The organism is Roseovarius sp. 217 (assembly GCF_000152845.1).
Lineage (GTDB): Bacteria > Pseudomonadota > Alphaproteobacteria > Rhodobacterales > Rhodobacteraceae > Roseovarius.
In genome coordinates, this window is sequence record NZ_CH902584.1 from 1082663 (window position 1) to 1108885 (window position 26223).

Genomic DNA, 26223 nt, shown 5'->3' on the forward strand with positions numbered 1-26223 from the left:
CTAACCCCCTGTCATCGGTGGGAAAAACGCCACTTCCCGCGCTCCAGCAAGAGGGGCGTCAAAATCGCTCAACTCTTGATCCACCGCCACGCGCAACGCGCCCAGATCGGCAAAGGCCGCCTCATACCGCTCTTCGCGGGCCCGCAACTCGTTAACCAAATCCATCACCGTCGCAGGCGGCGTGTCGATCCGCTCTTTCGGAAGGCCGATCCGTTCCCGCACCCAGGCAAAATAGAGCACATCCATTATGCATCATCCTTTAGATAAGGGATTGATTTATTGAAGTAATCAAACCCCGTCAGCAGGGTCAAGGCCGCCGCGAACCACAATAGCCAGATGCCCACATGCCCGGCCCAGACCATGCCGGTATATTTCCACATCAGTCCGTGAATGTCATCTTCACGCCCATCCAGAATAGAGATCACCAGTTGATCATCCATGCCGAAGACCGACATTCCAAAGTAGTGCTCGAACACGCCTTGGGCAAATAAGACTGCAATTGCAACCATTTGCGCAGTGGTTTTCCACTTGGCCAATTGCGTCACTTTGAGCGTCCCGGCAGTATCACCCAAAAATTCTCGCAAGCCGGACACAAAAACTTCGCGAAAGAGAATCACCGTGGCTGGCAGCACCAACCATGGCGACATGCTCGAATAACCCACGATCACCATCAACGCGATCACCACCATCGCCTTATCGGCAATCGGGTCCAACATCGTGCCCAGCTTGGTCACTTGCTTCCAGCTGCGCGCCAGATAGCCGTCGAACCAATCGGTGATTGCGGCGCTGACGAACAGGATCAGGGCAAACCAATCAGCATAAGGTCTTGTAAAATATAGAAACATGACCGCAACTGCCGGGGCGGCGAGCAGGCGGAGCGTGGTCAGGATATTGGGCAAGGTCCACGTCATGGCCACTGTTCTATCCTGTCACAGAGCGGAGGGAAAGCGCCCTTGGCACCTAGAAATCACTCAGCCTGCGGGTGGTTTCCGGGTCCATGAATCCGGCGATCGTCGCCTCTGTTTCCAGATCCATCGCGCGGCGCAAATCGGTTAATGCAGTGGCGTTCAAGACACGTTTCATAGCCCGCACCGACAGGGGCGGCAGAGCGGCCAAACGCCGGGCTGTATCCAGTGATAATTTCATAAGATCTTGATCTGGAACGGTTCTCCATGCCACCCCCATCGTCCGCAACTCGGTCGCATCGTAGCGGCGTCCCAAGAACAGCATTTCGCGCGCTGTGTTAAGACCGACCAGCGCGGGCAGCAGACTGCTCACCCCGCCGGTGACAAAGACATTGAGCGACACTTCGGGAAAGAACCCACGCGCCGATTCGGCCCATATCGGAAAGTCACAGTTGATTGCCCACTCGAACCCCCCTCCCACGGCCCATCCGTTGATCGCGCCGACGACAGGTTTATTATTTAAAACAATGGCATAGGTGGCACGTTGGATCGCGCAAACCAGATCGCGCGCCTCTTCTTCACAGGTCGGATGCACGTGTTCGCGCCGATCATCACCGGCACAAAACGCCTTGCCTGCCCCGGTAAAAATGATCGCGCGTGTTTTGGAATCGGCATTCGCATCCTCAAACGCCCGCGCCACATCGTCGATTAACCGGCGGTTCATCGCATTCAGACTGCCGGGACGATTCAGCGTGATACAGCGGACGCCATCCTCCAAGATTTCGCTAAGCACAGTTTCATACATAAAATCAGTCATTTATGGGACCTCACCACACGCTTAGTCTTGCCCTCGGTCAGTGGAAATGTCCCATGTGGCACGATTTTGACCCGCGCTGTTGCCCCGAGTTTGGCCTTGATCCCGGACGCAATAGCGTCGGCCAATCCGTCCGACGCACCCTGCCCCTTGGCCAGTTCCACAGATACCGGCAAGGCGTCATAAGGCGGCGGCGCATCGAGCGTGATCCGGTAATCCCCTGATAACTCGACGAATTCATTGATGACCGCCGCAACCATTGTGGGAAAGAGGTTGAGTCCGCGCACGACAACCATGTCATCCGACCGCCCCACCACCCGGAAACGAAACCCGGTGCGCCCGCAGGTGCACGGCGCGGTTTCATCCACCGCGATGATATCGCCACTGCGAAACCGCACCAGCGGCTGACAATCGCGCAAGAGATGGGTCAGCACCAACTCGCCCGTCTGCCCCGCCTCAAGTGGGAGAGGCGCGCCGGTGTCAGGGTCGATCAGTTCAGGGTAAAGCACGTCGGCGGCCATGTAGTGCAGCCGCGTGTCCTGTGTGCATTGCGCCGCGAAATTGCAGAACACATCCGAGACGCCGTAATTGGCATTGCGCGGCTCCATCCCCCAGACATCCCGCAGACGCGCGCGAAAAGCCGGATCATCCAACCCCGCCTCGCCACCAAAAAGCCCGAGCCGAAGGCCCAGATCACGTGGCCTAAGTCCCGGAAACTTCTCGGCAATCACCCGCTCCAACACAGATGGATATGAGGGCGTGCAGGAAATCGCGGTGATCCCCACCTCCTGAATGGTGCGTACCAATAGCTCAGTTGATCCCACACCAAAGGGCACCACCATCGCGCCCGTCGCCTGCAAGGTCATGTGATCGGTCAGCCCCCCCATCCACATCTGATAGTTCAGGCAATGCACCACGGTATCCTCAGGCGTAAGGCCAGCGGCGGATTGACAGCGCCCGCCAACCGTTTCCGTCACCGCGCAATCGCGCGCCGAGAGCGCCAGATTCATCGCCTGCCCCGTGGTGCCAGAGGTGCGATGCAGGCGCACGGCATCACGACGCGGCGCGGCCATGTAATTGCCAAACGGCGGATGATCGGCCTGAGAGACCCGCAATTGCGCCTTGTCCGACAGGGGCAGGTCCGGCAGGTCGCGCAGGTCGGCGGGGGGCGTTTGCCCCTGCCACAGTTCACGGTAGAATTCCGAGCGCCGCGCGACATGGGCGCTCTGCACCGCCCAGGCGGCGGCCTGATGCACGCGAAAGCGTTCGAGGCTGGCATATTCGGCTTGGTCAAGCGGGCTCATGGCTGCATTCCCCGTTCCCAGATGGTTGTGAGCGTGGCAATCACCGCCGCGCGGTCGGCGGACACATCAACCAGCCCCGGCTCCTGCGAGAGATAGAGACTGGATAAATACTGATCCGTCATGCCGCCCAGCGCATAGGCGCGGCGGGTAAGTTCGGCGTCGCTCAACGTATCGCGCCCCTCGCGCGCCAGCCTGCGGCGGGTAGCGGCCACGACGGTGTCGATCCATTCTCGATTGAGGCGATGAAAGGCCGCGCGGGCCGCCGGAAACGCATCGACTTGGTGGATGAGGCATTTCATCAACCCGCGATTGGCCTCGAACAGGCGGGCGTAGGCCTCGGTCGCGGGGCGCATGCTCCGCTCGGCGCTGGTCTGGCTGGCGCGGATCATCCCCGCTTGCAGAAACGCGGCGAACCCTTGCAGCAGGTCATCGAGCAGATGCGCCTGATCGGGAAAGTAGAGGTAAAAGGTGCCATTGGCGACGCCCGCCTCCTTGCAGATCGCGGTGATGGTTAAATCCGTGAGCGCCGCGTGTTCCAAGAGGGCGCAGGCCGCGATGCGGAGCGCCTGCGCGGTGCGGATGCCCTTGGGCTCGCCCTCGACCTGCGCGGCAAGGAACACGGGATAGCTGGTTTGATCGGCGGGTGATTGCATGGCGACTCAAAATGAAACTGACGTCATATTCAGTTTCAGAGCCCGCTCTGTCAACCCGGTTTCCCACTGCCCCGCTCAGCCGCGTTCGTGGAAGAAATCATAGAGCTTTTGCGCCATCGCGTCAGAAACCCCCTCTACTGCACGCAGGTCGGCCAGATTGGCGCGGCTCACCGCCTTGGCGCTGCCGAAATGCGCCAAGAGCGCGCGCTTGCGCGCGGCCCCGATGCCCGGCACCTCATCCAGCGGTGTGGCCCCCACCGCCTTGGCGCGTTTCGCGCGATGGGTGCCGATGGCAAAGCGATGCGCCTCGTCGCGCAAACGCTGCACGAAATAGAGCACCGGGTCATTATGGCGCAGCGCCATTGGATGTTTGCCCACCCGGTGAAACTCCTCTTTGCCGTGGTCGCGGTCCACGCCTTTGGCGACGCCCACCATCGGGATATCCTCGACCCCCATCTCGCGCATGATACTGGCCACGACGCTCACTTGCCCCGCCCCGCCGTCGATCAGCAAGAGGTCGGGCCATTGGCCTTGGCTGCGGTCTGGGTCCTCTTTCAAGAGGCGCTTGAAGCGGCGAGTCAGCACCTCTTTCATCATCCCGAAATCGTCACCGGGGGTGAGGGCGTCACCGCGTATGTTGAATTTGCGATACTGGTTCTTCATCATGCCTTCGGGGCCTGCGACAATCATCGCACCCACGGCATCGGTGCCCTGAATATGACTGTTGTCATAGACCTCGATCCGCTGTGGCGGCCCGGCCAAATCAAACGCCTCCGCCAAGCCGCGCAGCAGTTTGCCTTGGGTGGCGGTCTCGGCCAATTTACGCGCCAAACTCTCGCGGGCATTGCGCATCGCGGCGTCGATCAATTCGGCCTTCTCCCCACGCAGTGGCACCGTCAGCGTCACCTTGCGACCGAGCTTGTCGCTCAAGGCCTGTTGCATCAGATCGGCATCCTCGATCGGATGCGAAAGCAGCAAGCCGCGCGGTGGTTCCTTGCTATCGTAGAACTGGCCGATAAAGGCCTCGAGCGCCTCGGCCTCTTCGACATCCACGCCGACGCGGGGATAGAAATCCTGATTGCCCCAGTTCTGCCCGCCGCGAATAAAGAACACCTGCACACAGGCCTGCCCGTTTTCCAGATGCAGGGCGATCACATCGGCCTCGTCCACGGTGCGGGGATTGATGCCTTGGGCGGTCTGCACCTGTGTCATCGCCTTGATGCGGTCACGCAACGCGGCGGCACGCTCAAACTCCATCGCCTCGGCGGCCTCGGCCATTTGGGCCGCAAGTTTCTCTTGGATTTCAGTGGACCGGCCCGACAGATACCGTTCGGCATCGCTGACCTGCACCGCATAGTCGGCGCGGCTGATCTTGCCAACACAGGGCGCAGTGCAGCGTTTGATCTGATGTTGCAGGCAGGGGCGCGTGCGGCTCTCGAACATCGCATCGGTGCAATTGCGCAACTGAAATACGCGCTGCAACTGGGCGAGTGTCCGGTTGACCGCTCCCGCGCTGGCGAAAGGGCCATAATAGGAGCCCTTCTCCCGCTTCGCGCCACGATGTTTTTTGATCATCGGAAAATCATGACCGGTGACAAGGATGTTGGGAAAACTCTTGTCATCGCGCAAGAGCACGTTGTAGCGCGGCTTGAGTTGCTTGATGAGATTCTGTTCGAGCAGCAACGCCTCGGTTTCGGTCGCGGTGGTCAGAAACATCATTGAGGCGGTTTCTGAAATCATCCGCGCGATGCGCCCCGTATGTCCACTAGGGCGGGCATAGTTTGACACGCGAGCCCGCAGATTGCGCGCCTTGCCGACATAGAGCACCCGCGCCTGCGCATCGAGCATCCGGTAGACCCCTGGTGAGGCATCCAGAGAACGCAGGTAGTCGCGGATTACCTCATAGCCGGTTTTCGGTGTGGTGATGGGGTCAGTGTCAGGCATTGTCGTCCAGATATGATTCCCAATGAGTGCTGCAATGATACCGAACCGAGAGCAAGAGAGAAGCTGTCCACGATTCTTGTGGATAAGTCTGGAGATAAGTTTCAGTAAAGTGGAAATTTCCCTTGAATTCGGCTGGCTTCGTTGAGTTGCCTACTTTTTAAGCAGTTTCTCAAGGCTTTGATTTTATGCAGAAAAAATAAAGGTGGCGAACAAAACACTGATAACATTAGCATTTTTGTAACGGCCACGTGACGGGCCGGTGACCAGTGCAAAACTTTTCCGGCAGGACGGGTCCTTTATTCTACACCAAGGACATCCGGGGTCTGCCAGCCAAGGTGCTGACCCCCATCCACACACAGCAATTGACCAGTCACAGCCGGCGCATTGAGGAAATAGGCGAGCGCCCCAGTGATGTCGGATCCATTCGCGCCGCGCCTCAAAACGGTGGCGTGGCGCTGGTTCTGAAAATGGCTGTCGCTCTGGCGATGGCCCTGCAACGTGGGGCCCGGCCCAATCGCATTGACACGAATGCGTGGCGCAAGCGCTTGTGCGGCGGTTTGTGTAAAGGCCCATAGGCCTAATTTGGCGATGGTGTAGGTCATGAACTCGGGCGTCAGTTTGCGCACACGTTGGTCGATCATGTTGATCACCAAACCCTGCGCCAACGGCTCACCCTGCGCATCAGGAACGGGGTCAGGCACCTGTCGAGCCATTTCTTGCGTCAGCACGAAGGGCGCGCGCAGATTGCTCTCCATATGCCGATCCCAGCTCTGTCGGCTTGCGCTCTGGATATTGTCATACTCAAAAATTGAGGCGTTGTTGATCAGTGTCGTGATCGGTCCACCAAGCGTCTCGGCGGCACGGGCCACCAACGCCGTCACTTGCGTTTCGTCAAGCAAATCGGCCTGAAGTGTCACGGCACGACGCCCCAGAGCGCGGATTTCTTTTGCCACACCCTCGGCCTCGTCCCTCGAAGAGGCAAAATGCACCGCAACGTCATGACCTTGTCGCGCCAGCTCCAGCGCCATCGCCCGGCCCAGACGTTTGCCTGCACCCGTCACCAAAGCTCGAGTCATTCAGTCACTCCAATCATATCAGGATGAACGAGACATAGGCCACGTAGGTGAAGGTCAAGGCGATGCCCCAAAAGCGAGTGATGTCGACCTTGAAGAATACAAAGGGAATGATCAGGAGAGCTGTGCCCAACATAACCCAGAGGTCAAATCTTAGGAACTGAGGGTCCACCGGAATGTTTCCGACCAAAGCGGCGACCCCAATGATCCCCAAGAGGTTGAACATGTTCGAGCCGATTACATTGCCAAGCGCCACATCCGCCTGTTTGCGCAGGGCCGCCATAACCGTGGTTGCAAGCTCTGGAAGAGATGTCCCCACCGCGACCAGCGTTAGGCCAATCACGGCCTCGCTCACACCATAGCGTTCAGCGATGATCGAGGCATTATCCACGAGAATGTCGGCACCAAGCGGAAGACCTACCAAACCAAGCACCAGAAAGGTCATGATCTGCCACCAAGGCATACTTGGATCGGCACCTTCCACATCTTCAATCCGGTCTGCATCGGACAGCGGGGCAGTGGCGGCATCACGGCGATGGGCAAGCGTATCACGAAACGCGTCCGTCAACATGAGCACCAAGGCGGCCAAAAGGATCAGAGCAGCTATCCAATCAAATGTGCCGCGAAAGGCCAGAAGGATGAAGAGCACAGTTGCCGCGAGCATCTGGAGATAGGATTTAGAACAGCTGCAGCCGCTGGTGTGGAGAACCGAGAGAATGGCCGGTATTCCCAATACAAGCAGGATATTGGCGGTGTTCGATCCCACAACATTGCCAAGCGCCAATCCGGGCTTGTTATCCAGCACCGCATTCACGGAAATCAGAAGTTCGGGGGCGGAGGTGCCAAAAGCCACCACTGTGAGGCTGACGATAAGGGCAGGAATTCCCACCCGCAGGCTGAGATTCACCGCGCCTTTGACCAAGGCGTCACCAGCCAGCAAAAGGATCACCAGCCCAAGCGCCGATAAGAGCCATGGCATCATTTCAACTTACCTTTTTCGCAAGAACAAGGGCCTTTGCCGATGCGGTAGCGGCCGCATTTTGGGCATTTGGCCTCGCTCAGCCGCTTCTGCCCCGGAAAGCGTAGGCGCCCAAACATCGCCAGCACGCCCATGGCAACCAGAAACAATATGACGATCTTGACCAACACGTCAGAGACCGAACCGGGCATAGCTTGCCCGTTCCTCGACAAATGACAGGGCATCCTGTGTGAGAGACGCTCCAAACCTTTGAAAGAGACCGCGCTTGCGCCCGTATTTGGAAAACCGGACCTTGTCGCCGTAAAGCGCTTTCATCTTGGGAACCAGATGACCAATTCCATCGGCGAGTCCCAATTCTATGCTGCGCGCACCGAGCCAGAATTCGCCGGTGAAGAGATCGGGATCGTCCGCCAGCTTGCTTCCGCGCCGGGACTTCACATGGGTGATAAAGGCTCCATGAATATCCTCCAGAATACCCTTGAGGCGGGTCACATCCTCGGGCTTTTCCGGCATGAACGGGTCCAGCGTGCTCTTGGATTTGCCCGCCGTGTAGATGCGGCGTTCGACCCCCTGCCGGGTCAGAAACTCGTTCGCGCCAAAGCCCGCCGATATCACCCCGATAGAGCCCAGCACCGACGAGGCATCGACCCAGATATCATCCGCAGCCACCGCCAGCCAATAGCCGCCCGAGGCCGCAACATCCTCGACAAAGGCATGAACCGGGATGCTCTTTTCCTCGGCGAGCCGCCGGATACGGGCGGCGATCAAAGAGGATTGCACCGGCGATCCGCCGGGGGAGTTTATCACCAGCGCCACCGCCACCGGCTTACCGCGCGAGAATGCCTTTTCAATGACCGGACCGATGGTCTCGTCACTCAGGGGCGCACGCGAGCCGGAGCCAATCATGCCCGCGAGTCGAATGACAGCTACCGTTGGCTTGCGTTTGATAAATGGGATCAATTGTCTCATGCAGCCCGATGTAGAGTGCTGAGCCAAGACAAACAAGGCAGGCCGCGCAACTGACCCCACTACATCGAAGCAATAAAGACGGCGCCGCGTGAAAAAGATCACGCAGCGACACTCAGGATTTAATCCGGTAGCCGGTCTTAAAGATCAGCCAGACCACCGCGAGGCAAAGGCCAAAGAACAGGCCAACCGCCAGCAGGCTGTAGCCAATACCCACATCCGCCACACCAAAAAAGGACCAGCGGAAACCCGAGATGAGATAGACCACCGGGTTAAAGAGCGTAACGACCCGCCACGCAGGCGGCAGCATCGAGACCGAGTAAAACGCGCCACCGAGGAACACCAAGGGGGTGATCACCAAAAGCGGAATAAGCTGCAATTGCTGAAAGTTCTCGGCCCAAATCCCGATGATGAACCCAAACAGGGCAAAGGAGACACAGATCATCAGCAGAAATACAACCATGATTACCGGATGCTGAATGTCGAGTTCGACAAAGATGCTGGCGGTGATGAGGATGACGGCGCCGATCATCAGTGCCTTGGTGGCAGCGGCCCCAACATAGCCCAGAACGATTTCGAGGAAGTTGACCGGGGCCGACAGCAACTCAAAAATCGTGCCGATGAACTTCGGGAAATATATTCCGAAAGACGCATTGCTGATCGCCTGCGTCATCACACTGAGCATGATAAGACCCGGCACGATGAAGGCGGCATAGCTCACACCTTCGACCTCTTCGATTCTGCCCCCAATGGCTGCGCCAAAGACCACAAAATAGAGCGTGGTGGAAATGACCGGTGACAGCAGACTCTCAAGAATAGTGCGGAAAAACCGTTTCATCTCGTAGATATAGATCGCAAGGATCGCATGCAGGTTCATGCCGCATCCTCCCGCACGAGGCCTACGAAGATTTCTTCGAGGCTGCTCTCCCGCGTTTCAATGTCACGCACCGATAGTCCCTCTTCGGCCAATGCCTGCAAGAGCCGGGTGATCCCCGTGCCCTCCGCACGCGTTTGGTAGTTGTAGATGAGCGAATGTCCATCCTCGGCACGGTCCAAATCATAGGTCGCAAGGCTCGCAGGGATTGTGTCGAGAGAGGTCACAAGCTCAATGCGCAACGACTTACTGCCCATTCGGCGCATCAATGCGGTCTTGTCCTCAATCAGCAGGATTTCTCCCCGATTGATGACCGCGATGCGATCTGCCATTGCCTCTGCCTCTTCCAGATAATGCGTGGTGAGAATGATGGTCACACCGCTCTTCTGCAGATCGCGCACCACCTCCCACATGTCCCGGCGCAGTTCCACATCGACGCCCGCCGTCGGCTCATCCAGAAAGAGAACGCGCGGTTCGTGGCACAGCGCCTTGGCAATGAGCACCCGCCGCTTCATACCGCCTGACAGTTCCCGTATCCGATTATTGCGTTTGTCCCAAAGTGACAGTTGCCGTAAAATTTTCTCGATCAGCACTTCGTCGCGTGGCTTGCCGAATAGGCCGCGCGAAAACCGGACGGTGTTGATTACCTTTTCAAACGGCTCCAACGCGATTTCCTGCGGCACGAGGCCGATCATCGCCCGCGCGGCGCGATATCCAGTGATGATGTCATGCCCGCCGACAGAAGCGTGCCCGCCGGTGGGCGTGGTGATTCCGCACAGCGTTGAAATCAGCGTTGTTTTGCCCGCGCCGTTCGGACCAAGCAGCGCGAGAATCTCACCCTCTTCGATGGCGAGCGTAACATTGTCGAGCGCAGTGAACCCGCCCCTGTAGGTTTTGGTCAGACCTTCGACCCTGACGATTGCCGCCATATCAGCCCCCTTTTTTTGTACGCAGAACGTAAACCGCTGGTGACTGAGCGCAACATGCATCCCCGCATAGGCATCTGTGCGCCGATGCGCGGCGTTGCCGATCAGAGAACAGTCTGTTTTTGTGAGTTTGTTCATAGTTTCGCGGCATGCTGTTAGAGTATCGGAGATGCCCTGTGGCGCGCCTGACGGACACGAGGATGACGGAATGATCAGACAGATTTTCGCCCTGAGCCTGCTGGTATTGGGGATGATGATGACCCCAACCCCTAGCCGCGCAGAACCGCGCATTCTTGTGATGGGTGATTCTCTCTTGGCGATGCACAAACTGTTGGGGCGCTCGGTCTCTTCCTCGGTTGAGCGGGAATTGCGCGTGCGCGTCACCGACATGTCGGTTGCCGGGGCAAGATTCCTCTACCGCCTGCCCATCAGCGGTGCGCTTGGCCTCAATATTACCAAGCAATTTCGTCAGGGCGATTGGGATTGGGCCGTGCTGAATGGCGGCGGCAATGATCTCTGGCTTGGCTGCGGTTGCATGCGCTGCGCGGGCAAGCTGGATCGCCTGATTTCCAGCGACGGGCGGCGCGGCGTGATCCCAGGGTTTGTTTCACGTCTGCGTCAGAGCGGCGCACAGGTGATCTATGTGGGCTATCTGCGCACGCCCGGTATCACATCACCAGTGGAACATTGCACCGATGAAGGGGCCGAGATGGATCGTCGCGTGGCCCTTCTCGCGGGGCTGGACCGGGGCGTACACTTCCTGCCACTGGCGGATATGGTGCCCCATGGCGACCGCTCTTATCACGCCATCGACCTTATTCACCCCTCGTTCAAGGCCAGCCGCATGATCGGTCAACGCATTGCGCGGATCGTTGTGGAGAATGATCCCGGGCGGGTTTCTCATAACCGGATCATGACAGACTGACCGATGCTAACTAATCAACCGTTTGAGCCAGCCCTTCTTCTCGGCCTCGGGTTCAGGGTCATCCTCGGATGGCCCTTCGAGCACCTCTTCGAGACGGGCAAAGAACTGATCCGCCATCTTCTTGGCAAAACCGTCCACTAACCGACTGCCCAATTGTGCCAGCTTGCCGCCGACGCTGGCCTCTACATCATAGCTCAGCCGCGTGCCGGTCTCGCTATCCTCCAGCCGCACATTGGCGCCACCCTTGGCATAGCCTGCGGCCCCGCCCTTGCCCTCACCGGTCAGGGTCAGGCTCTGCATCTCGACAATGTTCGAAACTTTCACCATGCCCTTGAACGTGGCCTTGACCGGCCCGACCTTTTGCACAACGGTCGCCTCAAAGCCATCCGCTGGCGTGCCTGTCACGTCTTGGGCGCCGGGCACACATTCCTTGAGCACCTCGGGGCTGAGCAGGGCGGCCCAGACCGTCGCCCGATCCGCCTTGATGTCGCGTGCGTCACTCATCTGCATGTGGTCATCCCCTCCCAGTCCGTGATGCCTGCACCCTAGCGCAGCGCCCGTGCCGCGCCAAGGGAGCAGAAAGTCGGAGCAGCGCAAGGCATCTGGCCTTCGCGCGCCGCTGCCCTTACCCTGCGCCAAAACGAGATTGGGGCTAGGATGCTGTCAGGGCTGCGCGTGGTGGAATTCGAGGGGCTGGGGCCGGCCCCCTTTGCCGCGATGATGCTGGCCGAGATGGGGGCGGACGTGATCGTGATCCATCGCCCCGGTGCGGGCAATCCGGTGGCAGGCGCGCGCAACCTCTTGGATCGCGGCAAGCGGTCCATCGTGCTCGACCTCAAGACCGCGACGGATGTAGCCACCGCCCGCGCCCTGATCACACGCGCGGATGCGCTGATCGAGGGGTTCCGCCCCGGCGTGATGGAGCGTCTGGGGCTGGGGCCAGAGGTGATGCAGGCCGCCAACCCGCGCCTTGTCTACGGCCGTATGACCGGCTGGGGCCAGACCGGGCCGCGCGCGCAAGAAGCAGGGCATGACCTCAATTACATCGCCACCTCCGGCGCGCTCTGGTATGCGGGTGCGCCCGGCACACCACCCCAGACGCCCCCGACCCTGGTGGGCGATGTCGGCGGCGGCGCGCTCTATCTCGTGGCGGGCTTGCTGGCGGGACTTATCCACGCCGGGCGCACCGGACTGGGCACCGTGGTGGATGCGGCCATTGTGGATGGTTCGGCGCATATGATGGCGCTCTTGATGTCGATGATGCCCACGGGCAACCTCAGCATGACGCGTGGTCAGAGCCTGCTTGATGGCCCGCACTGGAGCGGTGTTTACGCCTGCGCCTGCGGCGCTTGGCTCTCGGTGCAATGCCTTGAGCCACAGTTTTACGCGGCGTTTCTGGCGCGTCTGGGCTTGACGCGGGATCCCCGCTTTGCCGCGCAGCAGGACCGCGCGCAATGGCCGGAACAGCGCGCAGCTTTGACCACGCTTTTTGCCTCAAAACCGCTGGTACATTGGGCTGAGGTTTTTGCCGGGTCTGACGCCTGTGTCGCGCCGGTTCTGTCCCCTGACGCGGCGGCACATGATCCGCATATGGCGGCGCGCGGCATCTGGCAAGAGGAGGCAGGCAGCTTGTGCCCCGCGCCCGCGCCGCGCTTTGACGGCGCAAGCCCTAGCATCGCCCCACCGCCCACACGCGGAGAGCACAGCGCCGAAATTCGCGCCTGGCTTAAGGCTCCACTCTGACCCTTTGCTAAAGGACCACGCCATGCCCATTTACGTCGATGCCGATGCCTGCCCGGTCAAGGACGAGGTCGAGCGTGTCGGCACGCGGCACGGGCTGCGGATGTTCGTGGTCTCGAATGGTGGGTTGCGCCCGTCGCGCAATCCGCTGGTCGAGACGGTGATTGTGCCGGATGGCCCCGACGTGGCGGATATGTGGATTGCCGAGCGCGCGGGGCCGGGGGATGTGGTGATCACCGGGGATATCCCGCTGGCCGCGAAATGTGTGGCGGCTGGCGCGCTGGTGCTCAAACACAATGGCGAGGCGCTGACCGGTGCCAATATCGGCAATGTACTGGCGACGCGCGATCTGATGACCGACCTGCGCGCCGCCGATCCATTCCGGCAGGGCGGCGGCAAAGGGTTTACAAAGGCCGACCGCTCGCGTTTTCTCGACGCGCTGGAACGGGCGGTGCGCGCGGCGGCCCGTAACATCTGAAGGACCCCCATGACGACAGCCATCACTATTCAGCGCTCCAACCTCATTGGCGCCGCCTATGCGCTTGCGGCGGTGTTGTGCTTTTCCCTCAACGATGTGGGGATCAAGTTCCTGTCTGACAGCTATGCGCTGCATCAGGTGGTGTTCATCCGGGCACTGGTGGGCATGGCGGCCTTTGTGGCCTTTGTGATGCCCTTTGCGGGCGGTCTCGCCCTCTTGCGCACGCGCCGCCCGAGAATGCACCTTCTGCGCGGCCTCTGCGTGGTCAGCGCCAATACCTGTCTCTTTCTCGGGCTGGCGGCGATGCCGATTGCCGATGCGGTCGCGGTGTTCTTTGTCTCGCCCTTGGTGATCACGGTGTTTTCCGTGCTGTTCCTACAAGAGACCGTCGGCACGCGGCGTTGGGCCGCCATTGGCGTGGGCTTTTTCGGCGTGATGGTGATCGTGAAACCGGGCACGGCAGCGTTTCAACTTGCCTCGCTCTTGCCGGTTGCCGCGGCCTTTCTCTATGCGGTTATGCACATTCTGGCACGCAAGATCGGGGGGACCGAGAGCGCTCCAACCATGGCGTTCTACATCCAACTTACCTTTGTGATCGCAAGCAGCCTGATCGGTCTTAGCTTAGGCGACGGGCGGTTTGCCGGGATGGGGCATCCTTCGCTGGAGTTCCTGTTTCGCGCCTGGATCTGGCCTGATCCGGGGGATTGGCCGATCCTGATCATGCTCGGCATTTCCGGCATGTTGGGCGGGCTTTTCATCTCTCAGGCGTACCGCCTGTCCGAGGCCGCCTTTGCCGCCCCCTTTGAATATGTGGCCATGCCGATGGCGATCATGTGGGGGGTGACGGTGTTTGGCACCTGGCCCGATGCCACCGCGTGGATCGGAATTGCGCTCATTGTGGGCTCTGGCCTCTATCTCTTGTGGCGCGAGTCGGTCAAGGATGCGACGCTGGCCACCAAGGGCCCGACCTATCGCCGCTAAACACAGGAGAGACGCATGAGCCTGACGATCATTCCTTTTGCCCAAGGCGAGGCGCATCTGGAGTGGCGGGGTCTTTGCGCGGCATTCGAGGCGGGGCACCGACTGCCCAAGGCCGAGATTGCCGATACGCTGCTCTATCGCGGCCGCGATACGCTGCTCAACCGGGCGGCATGGATCGACGGGATGGGACTTGCCGTGAAATCCGCCACGATCTTTCCGGGCAATCCAGAGCAGGGCGCGCCGATGATCAACGGGGCGGTCAACCTCTATTCCGATACCGATGGCACGCTGGAGGCGCTGGTGGATTTCCACCTTGTGACCAAGTGGAAAACCGCAGGCGACAGCCTCTATGCCGCCACGCGGCTGGCCCGGCCCGATAGCGAAACCATCCTGATTGTCGGCGCAGGCACCGTGGGTCGCTCGCTCTGGCAGGCCTATCGCGCGCTTTTCCCGCAGGCGCGTTTCAGCGTCTGGAACCGAACCCATGCAAATGCTGCTGCGATGGCCGCTGCCTGTCACGGGATCACAGTGGCCGAGGATCTGGAAACGGCGGTGCGCGCGGCGGATATCATCACCTCTGCCACCATGTCCACCGATCCGCTCATCAAGGGTGACTGGCTGCGCCCCGGCCAGCATCTCGATCTGATCGGGGCCTATCGGCCTGACATGCGCGAGGCGGATGATGCGGCCATCGCGCGGGCGCGGGTGTTTGTCGATAGTTTCGATACCACGGTGGATCATATCGGTGAGATCATGACACCACTGGCGAGCGGCGTGATCACCCGCGACCACCTCATCGCCGATTTCTATGATCCTGAGAGATTTCGACGGCACGCGCCCGAGGAGATCACCCTTTTCAAAAACGGCGGCGGGGCGCATCTCGATCTGATGACCAGCCGCTATATCCTCGATGCCTGGAGGGCTGTGGCATGATCTGGTTCGGACTGCTCATCCTTGCAGGGTTGGCCATCGCGGCCCCATTCCTTCGGGAGGCGATGAAACCCGCGATGACCGATCATCTCCGCAAGGACGCCCCCGGCGATTTCGTCACGTTATCACGCGGCAAGACCCACTATCGCTGGCTGGGCGCCACGCGCGGGCCGGTGGCGGTCTGTGTGCATGGTCTCACCACGCCCTGCTTTGTCTGGCATGGCATCGCGGCGGGACTGGGCAAACTTGGCTACCGCGTGCTGGTCTATGACCTCTATGGGCGCGGCTATAGCGACCGGCCCGACGGCCCGCAGGACAGCGCCTTTTTCATCACCCAGCTTGAGGAGTTGCTCGAGGATCAGGGGATCGCAGGGGATTTTACGCTTGTGGGCTATTCCATGGGCGGCGCGATTGCCACGGCCTTTGCCGCGCTGCATCCCGAGCAGCTACGCGCGCTGGTGCTGATAGCACCTGCCGGGCTCGGGCATGATCTGGGGCGCTTGGCCGAACGGGTCGCGCAGGGTGGACCGCTGGCGCAATGGCTGATGCTGTCAGGTTTCCCGCGCAGCTTTCGCAAGGGCTGCGAGGCAGAGCGGCACCTGCCCAGCAGCGTGCCGGGCATTGTCGATCTGCAACAGGCCCAGCTGCGCTATCGCGGCTTTGTGCCTGCCGTGGCGCGCTCCATCAGTGGGATGGTGTCCGAGGATTTGACCGAAGAGCATGCCGATATCGCCGAAACGCGGCTGCCGGTGCTGGCCATCTGGGGGCGCGAGGATACGATCATCCCGCTGCGCAGTATGGCACGTCTGGCTGAGATCAACCGCAGCGCGCGACAGGAGGTAATCGAGGGTGCAGGCCATGGTCTGACCTATACCCATAGCGAAGAGGTGCTGCGCGCCATGCGCGATCTCGTGCGCGATTAGGCTGGCTGTAACTGCCGTTCCTTTACCGGCAGGTGGACGATTGCCGAGAATGCGCCAACCCCAACGCCGATCCACCACACCATCGTGTAATCGCCATAGAGATCATACATCTTGCCGCCCAGCCAGACGCCCATGAAGCTGCCAAGTTGGTGGGAAAAGAACACGATCCCATAGAGCGTGCCCATGTAACGCAGCCCGTAAAGATGCGCGATGAGGCCCGAGGTCAGCGGCACGGTGGCCAGCCAAAGCGCCCCCATCGAGACCGAAAAGAGCAGCACCGTCGCAGGCGTGATCGGCGTCATGATGAACGCCGCCGCAATCAGGGTCCGGCCCAGATAGATGCCCGCCAGCAGGTTTTTCTTGGAGTAGCGCTTGCCCAGCCAGCCAGCCGTGAGGGTGCCCGCGATATTGGCCAGACCAATGATCGAAATCGCCACAGCGCCCAGCGCCGAGGTGGTGGTGATGCCGATGTTATGCAGCGCCCCACCGGGCAGGATCGGGCCGCACATTTCGGTGACAAAGGCCGGGAAATGCGCGGTGACAAAGGCCAGTTGATAGCCGCAGCTGAAGAAACCCAAGAAAATCAGCGTAAAGGACGGATCGCGAAAGGCGCGGCGCAGGATCGTGCCCATCGATTCCTCGATCACTGCGCGCCCCACCGGCTCGGGCGCGCGCATCAGGGGCAGCATGGCCAAGACAGCGATGATCACGGCGGCAAAGATCAGGAACACGCTCTGCCATGTCATCAGCGACAGCAGGAATTCCGCCAGCGGCGCGCCAAACACCTGCCCCGCCGATCCCGCAGCGGTGGCAATTGCGAGGCTCATCGAGCGGTTCTCGTCCGAGCTTGCCCGCCCCACCACGGCGAGGATCACGCCAAAGCCGGTGCCCGCGATGCCAAACCCCACGAGGATTTCATACATCTGATGCGCCTCGGGCGTGACGGCAAAGGACGATAGCACCAGACCCGCCGCATAGGTCAGCGCGCCCAGAATGATCGCCTTTTGGTCGCCGATTTTTTCCGCGAGCGCGCCGAAGATGGGCTGACCAATGCCCCACGCAAGGTTCTGAATGGCGATGGCGAGTGAAAATTCGGCGCGAGGCCAGTTGAACTCGGTCGCAATCGGAATCTGGAACACGCCGAACGATGCGCGGATCGCAAAGGAGATCAAAATGATCACGCAGCCCGCAACGAGCACGGGGGTAATCAGAGGTTTGGATTTCAGCATACTGTCCTCGCGCGATGTTGACGCAGATTACGGAAATGCACGGGGGCGTCAATTCACGCTTTGTGATGGGGGTCATCACGTTCTGCGTCACCTCAGGAGTTGCGACACCATACGGCTATCCCCATCGGCCAAGGCCTCGATCACATCGAAATGGTGCCGCCCCTTGGCAATCTCATGGCCCGCGTTCCACGCCTCTGCCAACCACCGCGCCTGATCCAGAAACACCGGCCGCTCGTCAGAGCCGACCCAGACCGTGACCGGCACGGGCCGAGGCCGCATGAGCGCCGGGCTCTCAGCCTCTGCCGCCGCCCGGTCAAGCCGGAAGTGTTCGTTCATCGAGGTTTGCAGCAATGGCCGCAGGTCCGACACCGGGGAAATCGGCATGACGTGGCTCAACCGCGCCGCCACATCACTGGGAAGAACCCCCGGCACCGCCATCCGCGCCACCAGATGCGCGCCCGCCGAATGCCCGACGAGGGCTATCGGCCCGTTGCTCTGCGCCGCAAGAACGCAAACCGCACGGGCAATCTGCCGGGTGATGTCCGAAATACGCACCTCCGGGCAGAGGTCATAGGACGGCATCGCCACCGCCCAGCCTCGCGCCAGCGCCCCCGCTGCCAGATGGGACCAAAAGGACCGATCGAAGCGCAACCAATAGCCGCCATGCACAAAGATGCAGAGCCCCCGCGCCGTATCCTTGGGGTGAAAGAGATCAAAGGCCTGCCGCTTGCCGTCGCCATAGGGCAGGCCAAGCTCGGCACGCCGCTCTGCGCTTAGTCGGGCGCGGAACGCCTCGGCCGCGACGGTCCAGCGCGCCGGATACTGGGCCCCACCGGGAATATAAGGTACATTGGCATAGGCATCGTCCAGTTCCACAGCGCATTCTCCCTTATCTGGCCCTAGACATTCCTAGCCCAAGCTGGTCTGTGTTTGCGAGACCAAAAGCCATGCCAAGAAGGAAACGCCATGACCAAGACCGACCTGAAATCCATGCTCAAGGACCCCAGCCTGCTCTGCGAACGGGCCTATATCAATGGCGAGTGGGTGGATGGCGACAATGGCACCTTTGAGGTGACCAACCCGGCACGCGGTGAGGTCATCGCGCATGTGGCCGACCTCAGCCGCGCGCAGGTAGCGCGCGCGATTGCCGCCGCCGAGACCGCACAAAAGGAATGGGCGAAATGGACCGGCAAGGAACGCGCCGCCGTTCTGCGCCGCTTCTTTGACCTGATGATTGAGAACCAGCACGATCTGGGCGTTATCCTGACCTCAGAGCAAGGCAAGCCACTGGCAGAGGCCAAGGGCGAGGTCGCTTATGGCGCGGCCTTCATTGAATTCTTTGGCGAAGAAGCCAAGCGGATCTATGGCGAGACAATCCCCGGTCACCAGCGTGACAAACGGATCACGGTGATCAAACAGCCGATCGGTGTCGTGTCATCCATCACGCCATGGAACTTCCCCAACGCGATGATCACGCGCAAAGCGGCCCCGGCGCTGGCGGCGGGATGCTCTTTCGTTGGCCGCCCAGCTGCGGAAACGCCGCTTTCTGCGACCGCGATGGGCCTTTTGGCAGAGCGCGCAGGCATTCCGGCGGGGGTGTTCAACATCGTCACCTCGTCGCGCGCCTCCGAGATTGGCAAGGAATTCTGCGAGAACCCGGCCGTGCGCAAGATCACCTTTACCGGCTCGACCGAGGTGGGGCGCATCCTCTTGCGACAAGCCGCCGATCAGGTGATGAAATGCTCGATGGAACTGGGCGGCAACGCGCCGTTCATCGTGTTCGACGATGCCGATCTCGATGCGGCGGTCGAGGGTGCGATCCTCTGCAAATTCCGCAACAATGGCCAGACCTGTGTTTGCGCCAACCGGATCTATGTGCAGGCGGGAGTTTACGACGCCTTTGCCGCCAAGCTGAAGGCGGCAGTCGAAAAGCTCAAGATGGGCGACGGCATGGACGAGGGCGTAGCCCTTGGACCGCTCATCAACGCCGATGCCATCGTCAAGGTGCAAGAGCATGTGGCCGACGCCAAAGCCAAAGGTGCCACGGTCATTCTCGGTGGTGGAGAGCCGACGCAGGGTGCGGGGTATTTCCTGCCCCCCACCATCGTCACTGGTTGCACGCAAGATATGCAGTTTGCGACTGACGAGACATTCGGTCCGCTGGCACCGCTCTTCAAGTTCCAGACAGAAGACGATGTGATCGCCATGGCCAATGACACGATCTTTGGACTGGCCTCTTATTTCTATGCCAAGGATCTCAGCCGCGTCTACAAAGTGGCCGAAGCGCTGGAATACGGGATCGTCGGCGTCAACACCGGGATTATCTCGACCGAAGTTGCTCCCTTTGGCGGCGTCAAACAGTCCGGGCTTGGCCGCGAAGGCAGTCATCACGGGATCGAAGATTTCCTCGAAATGAAATACATTTGCATGAGCATCTGACCAAAGCGGTACTCGACCAAAGGCGGGGCAATCGCTAGGATGCCCGCAACTCTAGTTGCAATGGAGGCAGGCGATGCCCCGCTCGATCCTTTTGGCCAGTTTTCTGACCTTATCGTCCGCGGTCGTGGCACAGGCACAGGACGAGACGCGCACAGTCTCTGGCGGGCTTGGCTATCTGCAACGCATCGCCTTGCCTCCCGACGCTCGCGCCGTCGTCGTGGCCGAAGGGCGTTTCGGAACCATGCTGGGTGAAGTGACGATTGACGCGGATGGCAAACAGGTGCCGTTACCGTTTGAAATGACGGTGCCTGCCGACCTATCGGGACGGCTGAGCGCGGTAATCCGGGTACATAACCAACCGCGTTGGATTCTGCGGGACCTGCCCTTTGCAGCTGGGACGGAACCGGTCGACCTCGGCACACTCATTCTGGAGCCGGTCTCGGCACTGGCCTTTGCCGTCGATTTTATCTGTGGGGATACCACGGTTTCCTTTGGCATGTTGGGGGATGAAATTGTCCTGCGCGCCGAGGGACGAGATATTCCTATGAAACAGGCGGTATCCGCCTCTGGCGCGCGATTTGAGGGCATCAAAGACCGGGATACGGAATTTTGGAACAAGGGTGACACGGCCATGGTCCGGTTAGAAGGACGGGATCTGCCCGAATGTCAGGAGGCACCGCCACCGCAACAGCAGAGCTATCGCGCCGGCGGAAATGAGCCCGGGTGGTCCGTCGTGTTAAACGATACCGCCATAATCACCGCAGATTACGGTGAGATCACCCACACTCTTCCTCGTCCCGATGTGCAGGTCCTGCCCGGCGCCTATGTGTTTGATATGTCCGATGTCGAGGCACGCCTGACGATCCGCGAGGGGATTTGCAGGGACGATGCCACTGGCATGCCGCATCCAGACGCGGCGGCCCTGGACCTTGGCGGACGAACGTTCCAAGGCTGCGGTGGTGCGCCTGAGGACTTGCTGGTTGGATCAACCTGGCAGGTCATGTCCTTGGGGGATGCAGAGTTGATCGAGCCAGAGCAGCTATCCCTGAACTTCACGGCACCGGGTCGGCTGGCCGGCGGCACAGGCTGCAACCGTTTGGTCGGGGGCTACACACTGACTGGTGAGGGGCTGCATTTTGGCTCCATGGGCAGCACATTGATGGCCTGCCCTGAACCGCTGATGGACCAAGAGCGCCGCATGCTCGATGCGTTGGAACAGGTGGCGCGATTCGATATCACCGAGGATGGCGCATTGCACCTGATCGGTGGGTCCGAAGACAGCCTGCTGATCGAAGCGCGGCGTCCCTGAACAGCCAACGCTCGGCCAGAGGAGTCTGACCGAGCTTGGATTGAGACGCTTAGTTCACCTTGTCGGCGTCCACCACATCCTTGGTCACAATGTCGCCGCTGGCAATCGCGATGCGACGCGGCTTGAGTGCTTCGGGCACTTCGCGGCGCAGGTCGATGTGCAGCATCCCGTCGGCATGTGTGGCCCCCATCACGCGCACATGATCGGCGAGTTGGAAACGACGCTCAAAAGCCCGCGTGGCGATGCCGCGATGCAGATAGGTACGGCCTTCGGTTTCGTCGCTTTTGCGCGCCGAGACGACAAGCGAGCCATCCTTCACGTCGACGCCTAAATCATCGGCGGCAAATCCAGCCACCGCAATCGAAATGCGATAGGCATCGTCTGCGGTTTTCTCGATGTTGTACGGCGGATAGGTCGGCTGTGTCACATCGCTGGCCATCACGCGGTCCAAGAGATCAGCGATCTGGTCGAAACCGACCGTGGCACGATAAAGCGGAGCTAGGTCAAAATTACGCATGGGTCATCCTCCATTGAGCGATACCAAGTTGCGCCTTCCCCTGTGGGGACAGGCTATACGTCCGGCCCGTCCTGCGGCACCGGAACACCTGTGATTTGGGAAGTGCTCTAGCGGCTGTCAAGACCCCAGCCCGCGCGCTTAGGGCCGCGCGAACTTCGCCCCGGAGGTTGCCGCATCCCCGCCCACCGTCACGCGCCGGAACCCCGGGTTTGCCGCAAGCGGGCGCGAGGCCGCCGCACGCAGATCCTTTTTCAGCCGCGCCACGAGGTCGGGCAGGTCCACGCCATAAGCGCGGCTTTCGCCGCCGTCCCAATTGCCACCGCTGACCAGCGACAGGATCCGCACCCGCCCGCCATCCCGCGCGAAGACCGGCGCGCCGGACGAGCCGTTGATCACTGCGCAATCAAACCCCATGACCCCCTCGGACCGCCACAAGAGACCGCAATCACGCTGCCATGACGGGGCCTTGTCTCGGTCCCGGCCATAAGAAACGACGCTGACCCGCTGTCCCGGCGCAGGGGTGGCCGCAAGGTGAAACGGCGACGCGAGGGCCGCAGGAATTGGGGTGGTCAGGTGCATCAGGGCGACATCGCGCCGGACATTCTCGGCCTGCATCCCTGCCGCCGGATCATATCCGGGTGCAACCACATAGCGTGCCACGCCAGACTCGGCGATGACGACGCCATCGCGCAGACCGGCGCGAAACCGGATGATGTCGGAAGGGATCGCACGTTGCGCTCGGTCAAAGACACAATGCGCCGCCGTCAGAACCTGATCGGGGGCAATCAGAACGCCCGTGCAATAGCCATCGCGCCCAAGGTCGACCCGGCCCACCGCCTCCCACCCAAAGAGATCGTCGCGGTCGGTCAGTCGAATAAGGCCGCTTGTCTGCGCCATAGCGCCCGATGCGCTGAGAACGAGCGCCACAAGACAGGCGCGCCAGCCTCTCATGGCTTGGCGAATTTCGCGCCGGTATCGCGGCGGACGCCAGAGGTGAACATCTTGGGCGCTGCATCCTGAAACACGCCGCCGCCCTCATCCAGCGTCGCGCGCAGCACCCGTAACGGATCGGTCAATTGTGTGCCCAGCGATACCTTGCGCCCCTCGACCTCAGCCATAGCCGAGACAACCGAGACAATGCGCGGCACCCCGCCTTCAAAGCTGAAGATCGGCGCGCCGCTCGATCCGAAATCGACATCGCAAGACATGACCAGAACGCCATCCTGACGCGCCAGAACTTCGCAGATATTTTGCAGCGAAGGCGCCTCGGATCGGTCGCGGGCATAGCTGACAACGCCAATCTTTTGTCCCTTGCGCGGGCGCTCGTCGGTCTCGAACGGGGTCACGCGCGTGTTGTTGATCGGGTGATACAATTCGAGCAGCGCGACGTCGTTGCGCACGCGATCTGCGGTCACATCGGTCGCCGGTGCATAGTCGGGATGTGTCACCGCACGGCGCACCGAGCGGTAGGCCGCCGCGCGGCCATTACGCCACCCGGCCATGAACTCGATCCGCGCTGGATCGAGCCGCGCGCCGGTTTCCTTGTCAAAGAGGCAATGCGCCGCCGTCAGCACCAGATCGGGGGCCACCAGCGCCCCGGTACAAAACCCGCGCCCGCCCAATTCCAGCCGCCCCACAGCCTCCCACTGGCGGGCCTCGTCGCCGACATCCAAGCGTTGCAATCGGCTGTCCTGCGCCATCGACGCGCCTGCGATGCAGGCTGACAGAAGGGTGATGATAAGGCGCAGCATGAGGTCTCCGACCGGGTCCAGACACTTGCCGGATAGCAAGCGTTTTGGGCCAGATTATGACCGGATCAGCGCAGGATCGGAACCCCGGTCATCCCTTGGGCCGCGCGGCTCATGGCGGGCGGTTTCGGCCCCCCCGTGGCCCAATCCAGCAACTCGACCGTGTGGACCACCGGAATCCCGGTGCCAGAACCGATCTGCATCATGCAGCCGATATTGCCCGCCGCGATCACTTCGGGCTTCTTCGCCTCCAGCGTCCGCACCTTGCGTGCCTTGAGCTGTTTGGAAATCTCGGGCTGCATCAGGTTATAGGTGCCTGCCGATCCGCAGCAGAGGTGGCTGTCCGCCGGTTCCACCACCGCGAACCCGGCGCGCTTCAAGAGGTCCTTGGGATAGGTCTTGATCTTTTGTCCATGTTGCAGCGAACAGGCGGCGTGATAGGCGATCACCATCTCCTTGTCCTCGCCTTGCGGCAGATCGAGCTGCATCAGGATTTCGCTCACATCCATGGCAATCGCGCTCACGCGCGCAGCATCCTGCGCCAACGCCGCGTGCCGGAACATGTGGCCGTAATCCTTGACCGTGGTGCCGCAACCGCTGGTGTTGATGACGATGGCATCAAGGCCCGCGCCATCCATCTCACGCGCCCAAGCCTTGATATTCTTGGCCGCCGTCGCGTGGCTTTCATCAGTCTTGCCCATGTGATGCGTGAGCGCCCCGCAACAACCCGCCCCTTCAGCCACCACCACTTCACATCCCAGCCGCGTGAGCAGGCGGATCGTGGCATCGTTGATGTCGGTGTTGAGCGCCTTTTGCGCGCAGCCCGTCATCAAAGCCACGCGCTTCTTACGCGTCCCTTGGGGGGCAAAGGTTTGCGGATCGTCATTGCGGCTCACGGGTGGCACCTGTTTCGGGGCCATCTCCAGCATCGCGCGCAGCCGCGCATCGGGCATCAGCCGCGCGAAAGGCCGCCCGATCTTGGCCCCAAGCAAAGCCAACCGGAACCGCGTTGGATAGGGAAGGATTCGCGCCAGAATCCAGCGCAGCGCGCGATCCCCCAAGGGACGCTTGTAGCGCTCTTCGATATATTCCCGCGCCTGATCCACCAGATGCATGTAATGCACGCCAGAGGGGCAGGTCGTCATGCAGGCCAGACAGGACAGGCAGCGATCAATATGCTTGACCGTCTTGGCATCCGGCACGCGGTCATTTTCCAGCATATCCTTGATGAGGTAAATCCGCCCTCTCGGACTGTCCAACTCATCACCCAGAACCTGATACGTCGGACAGGTGGCGGTGCAGAACCCGCAATGCACGCAAGAGCGCAGGATCTCGTTGGCGCGGGCAATCTTGGGGTTTTCAAGCTGTTCGGCGGTGAATTCGGTTTTCATCTATCTCTACTTTCCCGCCATTCAAACGGCTGCACCCGTGGCCATCAGCCCGGGGTTCAGAATTTGCCTTGGATCAAATTTGAGCCGCAGCCCTTCTTGCAACGCCGCAACCGGCGCAGGCAGGGGGGGAAATGCACCTTGGCTGCGATTCCCGCGGATCAGCGTCGCATGGCCACCGCGCGCCGCCACTGCGCTGCGGACTCTAGCGGCACTCAGCCCCGATCCCTCGGCGGCCAACAGCCAGATCAACCCGCCACCCCAATCGTAAAACGCCCGCGCACCCGGAAGGTCCGCCACAATCCCCGGCGCATCGGTGGGTTTCACCGACAAGCGCCAGACATTACCCGCCTGTTTCTGAAACGGTCCAACATCGCGGATATGCGCCCAATGCGCGGCGGTCTTGTCCGTATCCGCCTCAAAGATCCAAGTGCCATATTCGGCCAAGAGGCGTGTCAGCGCCTCGGCGCGGTAGGCGACCGAGTTCTCAAAGCCTTCCAGCCGGATCATCGTCACCGACGTGCCATCCGGCCCCTGTTGCAGATGCGCGGCCCCCGTTACCTCATAGGGCGACGCCAAAGAGCGGCAAAGCGCCGCCACGGCCGCGGCATCGCTCAGCCCCTCGATCCGCAGCATTCCCATGCTGCGCGGCCGCGGCAAGACCTTGAGCGCGACCTCAGTCAGCACCCCCAGCGTACCGAAACTGCCCGCCATCAGTTTGACCAGATCATAGCCGGTGACATTCTTCATCACCCGACCGCCATTCTTGACGATCTGCCCGCGCCCATCGACAAATCGCACGCCCAGCAGAAAGTCGCGGCAGGCGCCGGCCTGAATCCGGCGCGGCCCGCTGACATTTGCGGCGACGACGCCGCCAATCGTGGGCGTGCCAGATGTGCCCAGCAAACCCCGGTGATCCATCGGCTCAAACGCCAGCCGCTGTCCTTCTGCCGCGAGCGCCGTCTCAATGTCCGCAAGCGGCGTGCCCGCTCGTGCCACCAGCGTCAGCGCGCCGGGCTCATAGAGCGTAATGCCACGCATCGCGGCGGTGCTCAGTCGCGCGCCATTCGACGGCGCGCCAATCGGGCGGGTGCCACCCCCTTCGATGCGCAAGGGGCCGTCGGCACCCCGGATGATCTCGGCAAGCTCTGCCTCGGTGTTGGGTGTCATGCTGCTTC

The 26223-nt window shown here is 61.1% G+C and carries 28 protein-coding genes; 8 read left to right on the top strand and 20 right to left on the bottom strand.

Annotated elements, in window-relative coordinates; translation table 11 throughout:
- The 12 genes from moaD to ROS217_RS05165 form a co-directional block, all read right to left on the bottom strand.
- Positions 1–246 (bottom strand): molybdopterin converting factor subunit 1, encoded by a 246-nt coding sequence (moaD, locus tag ROS217_RS05110; RefSeq protein WP_009816614.1) that lies wholly within the window; start codon positions 244–246, stop codon positions 1–3.
- Complete coding sequence (gene pgsA, locus ROS217_RS05115) at positions 246–911, bottom strand: CDP-diacylglycerol--glycerol-3-phosphate 3-phosphatidyltransferase (RefSeq protein ID WP_009816615.1); 666 nt, start codon at positions 909–911, stop codon at positions 246–248. The genes moaD and pgsA overlap by 1 nt, the downstream gene beginning before the upstream one ends.
- Before the next feature lie 49 nt (positions 912–960).
- Positions 961–1722 carry an enoyl-CoA hydratase/isomerase family protein gene (locus ROS217_RS05120; RefSeq protein WP_009816616.1) on the bottom strand — a complete coding sequence of 254 codons (762 nt, stop codon included), beginning with the start codon at positions 1720–1722 and terminating at the stop codon, positions 961–963.
- Positions 1719–3023, bottom strand: a complete 1305-nt coding sequence (locus ROS217_RS05125) for a phenylacetate--CoA ligase family protein (protein WP_009816617.1) — start codon at positions 3021–3023, stop codon at positions 1719–1721. The genes ROS217_RS05120 and ROS217_RS05125 overlap by 4 nt, the downstream gene beginning before the upstream one ends.
- Positions 3020–3676: a TetR/AcrR family transcriptional regulator gene (locus ROS217_RS05130; protein WP_009816618.1), complete on the bottom strand. Its 657-nt coding sequence runs from the start codon at positions 3674–3676 to the stop codon at positions 3020–3022. The genes ROS217_RS05125 and ROS217_RS05130 overlap by 4 nt, the downstream gene beginning before the upstream one ends.
- Positions 3677–3751: 75 nt before the next feature.
- Positions 3752–5620, bottom strand: a complete 1869-nt coding sequence (gene uvrC / locus ROS217_RS05135; protein WP_009816619.1) for an excinuclease ABC subunit UvrC — start codon at positions 5618–5620, stop codon at positions 3752–3754.
- Positions 5621–5916: 296 nt separating this feature from the next.
- Positions 5917–6696, bottom strand: coding sequence for an SDR family oxidoreductase (locus ROS217_RS05140; RefSeq protein ID WP_040650367.1), 780 nt, complete (start codon positions 6694–6696; stop codon positions 5917–5919).
- A gap of 13 nt (positions 6697–6709) precedes the next feature.
- Positions 6710–7675, bottom strand: a complete 966-nt coding sequence (locus tag ROS217_RS05145; protein ID WP_009816621.1) for a calcium/sodium antiporter — start codon at positions 7673–7675, stop codon at positions 6710–6712.
- Positions 7672–7863, bottom strand: a complete 192-nt coding sequence (locus ROS217_RS05150; protein WP_009816622.1) for a hypothetical protein — start codon at positions 7861–7863, stop codon at positions 7672–7674. Before ROS217_RS05150 ends, ROS217_RS05145 begins: the two co-directional genes overlap by 4 nt.
- A complete protein-coding gene (locus tag ROS217_RS05155; protein WP_040650369.1) occupies positions 7844–8641 on the bottom strand; it encodes a S49 family peptidase in 798 nt (265 codons plus the stop codon). Before ROS217_RS05155 ends, ROS217_RS05150 begins: the two co-directional genes overlap by 20 nt.
- A gap of 112 nt (positions 8642–8753) precedes the next feature.
- A complete protein-coding gene (locus ROS217_RS05160; protein ID WP_009816624.1) occupies positions 8754–9515 on the bottom strand; it encodes an ABC transporter permease in 762 nt (253 codons plus the stop codon).
- Positions 9512–10441, bottom strand: coding sequence for an ABC transporter ATP-binding protein (locus ROS217_RS05165; RefSeq protein ID WP_040651130.1), 930 nt, complete (start codon positions 10439–10441; stop codon positions 9512–9514). Before ROS217_RS05165 ends, ROS217_RS05160 begins: the two co-directional genes overlap by 4 nt.
- Positions 10442–10646: 205 nt before the next feature.
- Between ROS217_RS05165 and ROS217_RS05170 the strand changes: the two genes are divergently transcribed.
- Positions 10647–11363, top strand: coding sequence for an SGNH/GDSL hydrolase family protein (locus ROS217_RS05170; protein WP_040651132.1), 717 nt, complete (start codon positions 10647–10649; stop codon positions 11361–11363).
- 6 nt (positions 11364–11369) lie between these two features.
- Here ROS217_RS05170 and ROS217_RS05175 read toward each other — a convergent pair whose 3' ends face one another.
- Entirely contained in the window at positions 11370–11873 is a 504-nt protein-coding gene (locus ROS217_RS05175; RefSeq protein WP_009816627.1) for a CoxG family protein, read from the bottom strand.
- A gap of 147 nt (positions 11874–12020) precedes the next feature.
- On the opposite strand from ROS217_RS05175, the gene ROS217_RS05180 reads away from it, so the two are divergent.
- From ROS217_RS05180 to ROS217_RS05200, 5 genes are read left to right on the top strand one after another with little or no spacing between them, the layout of a single operon-like run.
- Positions 12021–13106, top strand: coding sequence for a CaiB/BaiF CoA transferase family protein (locus tag ROS217_RS05180; protein ID WP_009816628.1), 1086 nt, complete (start codon positions 12021–12023; stop codon positions 13104–13106).
- 22 nt (positions 13107–13128) lie between these two features.
- Positions 13129–13581, top strand: coding sequence for a YaiI/YqxD family protein (locus ROS217_RS05185; RefSeq protein WP_009816629.1), 453 nt, complete (start codon positions 13129–13131; stop codon positions 13579–13581).
- Between the two features lie 9 nt (positions 13582–13590).
- Complete coding sequence (locus ROS217_RS05190; RefSeq protein WP_009816630.1) at positions 13591–14562, top strand: DMT family transporter; 972 nt, start codon at positions 13591–13593, stop codon at positions 14560–14562.
- Positions 14563–14577: 15 nt separating this feature from the next.
- Positions 14578–15495: an ornithine cyclodeaminase family protein gene (locus ROS217_RS05195; RefSeq protein ID WP_009816631.1), complete on the top strand. Its 918-nt coding sequence runs from the start codon at positions 14578–14580 to the stop codon at positions 15493–15495.
- Positions 15492–16415, top strand: a complete 924-nt coding sequence (locus ROS217_RS05200; protein WP_009816632.1) for an alpha/beta fold hydrolase — start codon at positions 15492–15494, stop codon at positions 16413–16415. The genes ROS217_RS05195 and ROS217_RS05200 overlap by 4 nt, the downstream gene beginning before the upstream one ends.
- Here ROS217_RS05200 and ROS217_RS05205 read toward each other — a convergent pair.
- Positions 16412–17644 carry an MFS transporter gene (locus ROS217_RS05205; RefSeq protein ID WP_009816633.1) on the bottom strand — a complete coding sequence of 411 codons (1233 nt, stop codon included), beginning with the start codon at positions 17642–17644 and terminating at the stop codon, positions 16412–16414. The genes ROS217_RS05200 and ROS217_RS05205 overlap by 4 nt on opposite strands.
- Positions 17645–17731: 87 nt before the next feature.
- Positions 17732–18520 (bottom strand): alpha/beta hydrolase, encoded by a 789-nt coding sequence (locus ROS217_RS05210; protein ID WP_009816634.1) that lies wholly within the window; start codon positions 18518–18520, stop codon positions 17732–17734.
- A 90-nt stretch (positions 18521–18610) separates the two neighbouring features.
- On the opposite strand from ROS217_RS05210, the gene ROS217_RS05215 reads away from it, so the two are divergent.
- Positions 18611–20083, top strand: coding sequence for an NAD-dependent succinate-semialdehyde dehydrogenase (locus ROS217_RS05215; RefSeq protein WP_009816635.1), 1473 nt, complete (start codon positions 18611–18613; stop codon positions 20081–20083).
- A 73-nt stretch (positions 20084–20156) separates the two neighbouring features.
- Positions 20157–21392: an META domain-containing protein gene (locus ROS217_RS05220; protein ID WP_009816636.1), complete on the top strand. Its 1236-nt coding sequence runs from the start codon at positions 20157–20159 to the stop codon at positions 21390–21392.
- Positions 21393–21441: 49 nt separating this feature from the next.
- Here the strand turns inward: ROS217_RS05220 and ROS217_RS05225 are convergent, their stop codons facing one another.
- The 5 genes from ROS217_RS05225 to glcE all read right to left on the bottom strand — a co-directional run bounded on the left by ROS217_RS05225 (position 21442) and on the right by glcE (position 26215).
- The gene (locus ROS217_RS05225) at positions 21442–21909 is read right to left on the bottom strand and encodes an Hsp20 family protein (protein WP_009816637.1); all 468 of its coding nucleotides are present in this window, start codon (positions 21907–21909) and stop codon (positions 21442–21444) included.
- A 138-nt stretch (positions 21910–22047) separates the two neighbouring features.
- Positions 22048–22860: a trypsin-like serine peptidase gene (locus ROS217_RS05230; RefSeq protein ID WP_009816638.1), complete on the bottom strand. Its 813-nt coding sequence runs from the start codon at positions 22858–22860 to the stop codon at positions 22048–22050.
- Entirely contained in the window at positions 22857–23660 is an 804-nt protein-coding gene (locus ROS217_RS05235) for a trypsin-like serine peptidase (RefSeq protein ID WP_009816639.1), read from the bottom strand. Before ROS217_RS05235 ends, ROS217_RS05230 begins: the two co-directional genes overlap by 4 nt.
- 65 nt (positions 23661–23725) lie before the next feature.
- Complete coding sequence (gene glcF, locus ROS217_RS05240; RefSeq protein WP_009816640.1) at positions 23726–25048, bottom strand: glycolate oxidase subunit GlcF; 1323 nt, start codon at positions 25046–25048, stop codon at positions 23726–23728.
- A 21-nt stretch (positions 25049–25069) separates the two neighbouring features.
- Entirely contained in the window at positions 25070–26215 is a 1146-nt protein-coding gene (gene glcE / locus ROS217_RS05245; protein ID WP_009816641.1) for a glycolate oxidase subunit GlcE, read from the bottom strand.
- Between the last annotated feature and the right edge of the window lie 8 nt (positions 26216–26223).

Coding starts and splice junctions, on each gene's coding strand:
- ROS217_RS05155 (WP_040650369.1), bottom strand. CDS start 8,641: ATGAGACAATTGATCCCATTTATCAAACGCAAGCCAACGGTAGCTGTC.
- ROS217_RS05180 (WP_009816628.1), top strand. CDS start 12,021: ATGCTGTCAGGGCTGCGCGTGGTGGAATTCGAGGGGCTGGGGCCGGCC.
- ROS217_RS05170 (WP_040651132.1), top strand. CDS start 10,647: ATGATCAGACAGATTTTCGCCCTGAGCCTGCTGGTATTGGGGATGATG.
- ROS217_RS05125 (WP_009816617.1), bottom strand. CDS start 3,023: ATGAGCCCGCTTGACCAAGCCGAATATGCCAGCCTCGAACGCTTTCGC.
- uvrC (WP_009816619.1), bottom strand. CDS start 5,620: ATGCCTGACACTGACCCCATCACCACACCGAAAACCGGCTATGAGGTA.
- ROS217_RS05200 (WP_009816632.1), top strand. CDS start 15,492: ATGATCTGGTTCGGACTGCTCATCCTTGCAGGGTTGGCCATCGCGGCC.
- ROS217_RS05145 (WP_009816621.1), bottom strand. CDS start 7,675: ATGATGCCATGGCTCTTATCGGCGCTTGGGCTGGTGATCCTTTTGCTG.
- ROS217_RS05140 (WP_040650367.1), bottom strand. CDS start 6,696: ATGACTCGAGCTTTGGTGACGGGTGCAGGCAAACGTCTGGGCCGGGCG.
- ROS217_RS05225 (WP_009816637.1), bottom strand. CDS start 21,909: ATGCGTAATTTTGACCTAGCTCCGCTTTATCGTGCCACGGTCGGTTTC.
- ROS217_RS05165 (WP_040651130.1), bottom strand. CDS start 10,441: ATGGCGGCAATCGTCAGGGTCGAAGGTCTGACCAAAACCTACAGGGGC.
- ROS217_RS05160 (WP_009816624.1), bottom strand. CDS start 9,515: ATGAACCTGCATGCGATCCTTGCGATCTATATCTACGAGATGAAACGG.
- ROS217_RS05230 (WP_009816638.1), bottom strand. CDS start 22,860: ATGAGAGGCTGGCGCGCCTGTCTTGTGGCGCTCGTTCTCAGCGCATCG.
- pgsA (WP_009816615.1), bottom strand. CDS start 911: ATGACGTGGACCTTGCCCAATATCCTGACCACGCTCCGCCTGCTCGCC.
- ROS217_RS05130 (WP_009816618.1), bottom strand. CDS start 3,676: ATGCAATCACCCGCCGATCAAACCAGCTATCCCGTGTTCCTTGCCGCG.
- ROS217_RS05215 (WP_009816635.1), top strand. CDS start 18,611: ATGACCAAGACCGACCTGAAATCCATGCTCAAGGACCCCAGCCTGCTC.
- ROS217_RS05150 (WP_009816622.1), bottom strand. CDS start 7,863: ATGCCCGGTTCGGTCTCTGACGTGTTGGTCAAGATCGTCATATTGTTT.
- ROS217_RS05175 (WP_009816627.1), bottom strand. CDS start 11,873: ATGCAGATGAGTGACGCACGCGACATCAAGGCGGATCGGGCGACGGTC.
- ROS217_RS05190 (WP_009816630.1), top strand. CDS start 13,591: ATGACGACAGCCATCACTATTCAGCGCTCCAACCTCATTGGCGCCGCC.
- moaD (WP_009816614.1), bottom strand. CDS start 246: ATGGATGTGCTCTATTTTGCCTGGGTGCGGGAACGGATCGGCCTTCCG.
- ROS217_RS05195 (WP_009816631.1), top strand. CDS start 14,578: ATGAGCCTGACGATCATTCCTTTTGCCCAAGGCGAGGCGCATCTGGAG.
- ROS217_RS05120 (WP_009816616.1), bottom strand. CDS start 1,722: ATGACTGATTTTATGTATGAAACTGTGCTTAGCGAAATCTTGGAGGAT.
- ROS217_RS05220 (WP_009816636.1), top strand. CDS start 20,157: ATGCCCCGCTCGATCCTTTTGGCCAGTTTTCTGACCTTATCGTCCGCG.
- glcF (WP_009816640.1), bottom strand. CDS start 25,048: ATGAAAACCGAATTCACCGCCGAACAGCTTGAAAACCCCAAGATTGCC.
- ROS217_RS05235 (WP_009816639.1), bottom strand. CDS start 23,660: ATGCTGCGCCTTATCATCACCCTTCTGTCAGCCTGCATCGCAGGCGCG.
- glcE (WP_009816641.1), bottom strand. CDS start 26,215: ATGACACCCAACACCGAGGCAGAGCTTGCCGAGATCATCCGGGGTGCC.
- ROS217_RS05185 (WP_009816629.1), top strand. CDS start 13,129: ATGCCCATTTACGTCGATGCCGATGCCTGCCCGGTCAAGGACGAGGTC.
- ROS217_RS05205 (WP_009816633.1), bottom strand. CDS start 17,644: ATGCTGAAATCCAAACCTCTGATTACCCCCGTGCTCGTTGCGGGCTGC.